This window comes from Longimonas sp. (assembly GCF_046498435.1).
GTDB lineage: Bacteria > Bacteroidota > Rhodothermia > Rhodothermales > Salinibacteraceae > Longimonas.
The window spans coordinates 1-5,201 of sequence record NZ_JAWOAR010000177.1 but is presented as its reverse complement, the minus strand read 5'-3'; the positions used below and the strand labels follow the sequence as shown (position 1 = coordinate 5,201).

General features: G+C 59.9%; 3 protein-coding genes and 1 tRNA gene. 1 reads left to right on the top strand and 3 read right to left on the bottom strand.

The features are described 5' to 3' along the window. Nucleotides 1–175: 175 nt before the first annotated feature. On the top strand, nt 176–2,812 hold the full coding sequence (gene clpB / locus R6U20_RS06460) for an ATP-dependent chaperone ClpB (protein ID WP_410337045.1): 2,637 nt from the start codon (nt 176–178) through the stop codon (nt 2,810–2,812). Between the two features lie 303 nt (nt 2,813–3,115). Here clpB and R6U20_RS06455 read toward each other — a convergent pair. The 3 genes from R6U20_RS06455 to R6U20_RS06445 form a co-directional block, all read right to left on the bottom strand. Further along, nucleotides 3,116–3,189: transfer RNA gene (locus R6U20_RS06455), tRNA-Val, on the bottom strand. Between the two features lie 130 nt (nt 3,190–3,319). After that, on the bottom strand, nt 3,320–3,994 hold the full coding sequence (locus R6U20_RS06450) for an anti-sigma factor family protein (protein ID WP_410337044.1): 675 nt from the start codon (nt 3,992–3,994) through the stop codon (nt 3,320–3,322). A 264-nt stretch (nt 3,995–4,258) separates the two neighbouring features. After that, on the bottom strand, nt 4,259–4,699 hold the full coding sequence (locus tag R6U20_RS06445; protein WP_410337043.1) for a PAS domain-containing protein: 441 nt from the start codon (nt 4,697–4,699) through the stop codon (nt 4,259–4,261). Between the last annotated feature and the right edge of the window lie 502 nt (nt 4,700–5,201).

Here is a 5,201-nt window from a genome sequence, read left to right as displayed (position 1 = left end):
CTGCCATTGGGGCGAGCGGCGATTCGCGCTTCGAAGGCTTCGCCGCTTCATCCTGCCAACATGACAGCGCATTCCGCTGTGGTATGCTTTTCGACTTATACAAGAAACGCATGAGCACGCTCGAAGACTCATGCGATGATATCGCGGTCTTTTCCTGCATAACCACACCACACCCATGAATCTGCAAAAGTTTACGGTCAAAGCGCAAGAGGCAGTGCAGAAGGCGATGGAGATCGCGGCCTCGCACCAGCATCAGGGCGTAGAGCCCGCCCACGTGCTCAAGGCGGTGCTCAGCGATCCGGAGGGCATTGCCGTGTCTATTTTGCGGCGCATTGGAGCCAACATCGATCGCTTGCAGAAACAGGCGGATACGGCACTCGACAAACTCCCGAAAGTCTCGGGCGCCAGCGTGTCGGGGCAGTACCTGGGCGATGATCTGAAGAAGGTGTTCGACCGCGCCCGCGCCGAGGCCGATGTGATGGGCGATGAGTACGTATCGACCGAGCACCTGCTCGTGGGACTCGTTGAGGGCAAAGACACCATCGGGCAGGCGCTGCGCGATCAGGGCGCGTCGAAGGAGACGCTCCTGGACGTAATGGACGATGTGCGCGGTACGCAGCGCGCCGACGATCCGCACGCCGAGAGCCGCTACGAAGCGCTCGACCGCTTTGCCCGCGATCTGAACGAGCTGGCGCGTAAGGGCAAGATCGATCCGGTCATTGGCCGCGATCAGGAGATTCGACGCGTGATGCAGATTCTGAGCCGACGCACGAAGAACAACCCGGTGCTCATTGGCGAAGCGGGCGTGGGCAAGACGGCCATTGCCGAGGGCATTGCTACGCGCATCGTGCAGGGCGATGTGCCCGAAAGCATGCAGTCGAAGCGCATTGTGGCGCTTGACATGGGCGCGCTGATTGCCGGGGCCAAGTACCGCGGCGAGTTTGAGGACCGCCTCAAAGCCGTGGTCAAAGAGGTGAGCGAGTCGGATGGCGAACTCATCCTCTTCATCGATGAGATTCACACGCTCGTTGGCGCGGGCGCGACCGAGGGTGCCATGGACGCCGCCAACATCCTGAAGCCGGCGCTGGCCCGGGGCGAGCTTCGTGCCATTGGCGCCACCACGCTCGACGAGTTCCGCAAGCACTTCGAGAAAGACCGTGCGCTGGAGCGGCGCTTCCAGAAGGTGGTTGTCGATGAGCCAAGCATCGAAGACACCGTCTCCATTCTGCGCGGACTGAAAGAGCGCTACGAGGTGCACCACGGCGTACGCATCCAGGATAGCGCGCTGGTGGCCGCTGCCGAATTGAGCGAGCGCTACATCACCGACCGCTTCCTGCCCGACAAAGCCATCGACCTGATCGACGAGTCGGCGGCACAGCTCCGTATCGAAATCGACTCGATGCCTGCTGAACTCGACCAGCTGGAGCGCGACATCCGTCAGCTCGAAATTGAGCGCGAGGCTGTGAAGCGCGACGAGAACGAGGAGAAGCTGGCCTCGATCAACGAGCAGATCGCCAACCTCGAAGACGAGCGGGATGCGCTGCGCTCGCGCTGGAAAGAGGAGAAAGACCTGATTCAGACGGTGCGCGCTGCGAAAGAAGAGATTGACCAGCTGCGCGTGGAGGCCGAAAATATGGAGCGCGAAGGCAAGTACGACCAGGTCGCCGAGATCCGCTACGGGCGCATCCCCGACCTGAAAGAAGAAGCTGAATCTGCGAACGAGAAGCTGGCGGCTATCCAGGAAGACGGTGCGCTTCTAAAAGAGGAGATCGATGACGAAGACATTGCCGACATCGTGTCGCGGTGGACGGGCATTCCCGTCAGTCGCATGCTCGAAAGCGAGCGCCAGAAGCTGCTGCGCATGGAAGACGAGCTTTCGGAGCGCGTGGTGGGGCAGCCCGAAGCCATCAAGGCCGTCTCCGATGCCGTGCGCCGCGGACGTGCGGGCTTGCAGGAGGCGTCGCGTCCCATTGGCTCGTTCATCTTCCTGGGCACGACCGGCGTAGGCAAGACCGAGCTTGCGAAGTCGCTTGCGCACTTCCTCTTCAACGACGAAGACGCGATGGTGCGCATCGACATGAGCGAGTATCAGGAGAAGCACACTGCCAGCCGCCTCATTGGCGCCGCGCCCGGCTATGTGGGCTACGAAGAGGGCGGACAGCTTACCGAACAGGTCCGCCGCAAGCCGTACTCGGTCGTCCTGCTCGACGAGATCGAGAAGGCGCACCCCGAGATCTTCAACGTGCTTCTGCAGATGCTCGACGACGGGCGCCTCACCGACAACCAGGGCCGCACCGTGGACTTCACCAACACCATCATCATTATGACCTCGAATATGGGGTCGGAGATCATCACCGAGAAGATGGATACGGTGGACGGCGGCTATCTGTCGGATATGGAGCGGCAGGAGCTGGAAGAGAAGCTGCTTCGCATGCTGCGGAAGCGGCTGCGCCCCGAGTTTCTGAACCGTATCGACGAGATCGTGACCTTCCGTTCGCTCGGACGCTCACACATTCGGGAGATTGTGGAGATTCAGCTCGATCGCATTCGCGCGGTGGCGGCGAAGAACCACCACCTCACGCTGGCCCTGAGCGACGACGCCAAAGACTGGCTTGCCGACCGCGGCTACGACCCCGCGTTTGGGGCGCGTCCGCTGAAGCGCGTGATGCAGCGTCAGGTAGCCAACCCGCTGGCCGAGGCCCTGCTTAGCGGCGCCATCCGCGACGGCGACACTGTACACATCGACCTGTCCGATGACGCATCCGGACTGGTGTTTGAGACGGAGCCTGAGGCCGAGCCGGTGGGGGCGTAACGGGTCGAGCTATAGCCCCCAATTGGCCAGCTACAGATTGTCTGGAGCTATACCTCCGACTGCTCTGTCACACGTCATTCTGTGGGTTAAACCAAGATGGATACGCGTGCTGTGCCGTCCCGAAAAGTTCCTGCTAAACACCAAGGAGATGGTTCGACTGCACTCACCATGACAGGCTTCGTGGGAGGGTGATTGCAGGGCAACCATCAAAATGAGGGTTGACAGAGCACTACTTTATTCTACCGATGTGCTACCCTCAAACAAAAAGCCCCTGCAAAAACAGGGGCTTACGGTAGTATGCTGTGGGCCTTCCTGGATTTGAACCAGGGACCTCTCGCGTGTGAGGCGAGCGCTCTAAACCGCTGAGCTAAAGGCCCGCGTTTGCGGTATGTGCTGCGTTTAGACTGCCTGGGCTGGAGGTTGTGCCACGTTGCGGATCAAAAAGAAGCGAAGGATCAGCACGGTTGTAAAGGGGAGGCGGCTGCAACAGCTTCTTAAGTGCGCCTGTCAGCGCGACGTCCGCATCAGCCCGAGCACAGCGGGCGGCACGTGCAGCGAGTCAAGAGCCAGGGCAGACGTAGTCCACGACTCGGCAGAAGCCACGGCGCGTGTGGTCGGCGTGCGGCGCTCGCTCTGCGCGCCCAGCGGCGGCACGGTTGCAGGCAGGGCAAGACGATCAGCCGCCTGGCCGCGCTCGATTGGGGGCCGTTCTACAGGGGGGCTCTGAGCAGTCGGCGCATTGGTAGCAACGGGCGAGGACGGCGGCGCGCCCACGACGGTAGCCCCTACCACGACCCCAATCATGAGCGCCGCAACAACCGAGACGAAGAGCCCTGCCGTAAACTGCGGACGCTGCCCCAGGGCTTCCTGAAGGGAAAGCTTCGAACACAGCAGGTCCGACTCGACATGGTCGCACACATCCGTTTGTGCGCGGTCGGTCGGCGTATGCTCGGTCGGAAGGCGACACTGTTTGAGCAGATCGCGCGTCTGTTGCAGCTCTTCGATGTGCGCCTTCAGTTCAGGATTCGCTTCGACATACGACGTGAACACAGCCTCCAGTGCCGGATCCATCGTGCCATCCACGTACTCGCAGAGCCACTCATCAATCCAACTGTATGGCTCATTGCCATCGTTAGACGGTGGGCCCGGCATGTCATCAGGGAACGGTGCGTTTCTACTCATATCGGGAGAGACATGGTGAACCTCGCTAATATTAAGGAGCGCGGAGATTGGACCCGCCTTGGTCACGCAATCCTCAAAGGGCGTGCGTCCAAGCATACGCTACCGACAGGCCCGCGGCACCCACCCGGAATGTGCCCATCAATCATTCACAGATATGGCTCGCTACAGACCGTAGTTCCTCTATGTAGTCCATGAGACGTACGGATTCACATACCGACCGGTCTCGTCGACCGGGTTCTGCGCCGCATCCGGTACGGCGCTGGTCTATGCCGACCGGAGACGCAGCACGATGCACTGTTCGGGCATTTGCAGGCGGTTGACTACATCAATCCGAAACCATTGCCACCGGCCCGAGCACGCCTGTAGCCGCACCAGCCACGAGGTCCGGCGCGTGTGGGCATTCACCATATGAGCCAGGTCGCGCATCACGCGGTGCATGTTCTGGCCATGCACATGCGTGAAGAAGTACGGGTCGATGTCGTCGCTCAGCCGGTAGCCCAACAGGCGGCGTGCAGCCAGCGAGATGCCCTCAATCATCCCCTTCACATCTAAACTGATAACAGGCACCGGCAAATCTTCAACACCGTTTTGGAAGCGCTTCCAAAACGAGTCCGAAAAAATGCGCGGCGGGTCCACGTCATTGGGAGTCGAACGCAGCGAGGCATGAGGACGAGACGAAGATACGACAGATGCTTCTGTTGGCATGTGTTTATAATTGCTATCTATGGAAAAGAAGAAGCGTGCTGTACAAGACGCAGAACGCTCGGGCTGGTTGCATGATGCGGCTCAACACCGCCCCATCTGGCACAGCAGTTGTCTCGGCCCACCCAGCCCTCTCCAATACAAGTCGCTCAAGGCAGAACACTTCAATGTAAAATACTGCCATACCCAATGCAATAGTACCATGGGATTCAGCACCGTGTCTCTTGTGGTCTACATTAGAGTACGCGGTTTGGCGTATTTCGTTACAACTTCTGCCACAGTCTAAAAGACTCTACGGACTGCCAAAACGGCTGGATCCTCTCCCGGTAGCGTGGGTGTGACATTGTATCCGACCGCCTGCTTTTCTATCACGTGTGTCTTTTTCCACTATGGACCGTGCCTCAATTCAGGAGCGCTTTGGCATTGTTGGCTCCTCCGATGTCATCAAGCACGTTATCGACCGCGCTCGCCAGGTAGCTCCTACCACGATTACGGTGCTGCTGGA